Annotated in this window: 1 pseudogene; it reads left to right on the plus strand. The window is 68.2% G+C overall.

What is annotated here, in order from left to right:
- A pseudogene (locus AC5P09_RS52080) lies at positions 1-480 on the plus strand (alpha-1,4-glucan--maltose-1-phosphate maltosyltransferase); the annotation flags it as partial.
- Between the last annotated feature and the right edge of the window lie 120 nt (positions 481-600).

Raw genomic sequence — 600 nt, forward strand, 5'->3', positions numbered from 1 at the left:
GAGAACACCCCGCTGCGCGACGGCAGCGAGGAGTACCTCGACTCGGAGAAGTACCAGATCAAACCCCGCGACTGGGAGGCGGCCGACCGCGAGGGCCGCTCCCTGACCCCCCTGATCACCCGGCTCAACACGATCCGGCGCGCCCATCCGGCCCTGCGACGGCTCAGGAACATCCGCTTCCACCCGACCGACAACGACGCGCTGATCGCGTACAGCAAGCGCACGGGTCCGGACACGGTTCTGGTGGTGGTCAACCTCGACCCGCACCGAGCCCAGGAGGCCACGATCTCGTTGGACATGCCGCAACTCGGCCTGGAGTGGCACGAGTCCCTGTCCGTCCATGACGAACTGGCGGGCGAGACCTACCGCTGGGGCCGGAACAACTACGTGCGGCTGGAGCCCGGTCGGGCGCCCGCGCACGTGTTCCACGTCCAACGGCCGTCCGCCGCGCCGCAGATCGGAGAGTCCCCCGCATCATGACCGTCAACGAGCCCGTCCAGGACACCTTCGAGGACACCCCCGTCAAGGACCGGGATCCCGAGTGGTTCAAGCGCGCCGTCTTCTACGAGGTCCTCGTCCGCTCCTTCCAGGACAGCAACG

The sequence above is a fragment of the Streptomyces sp. a15 genome (genome assembly GCF_059026085.1).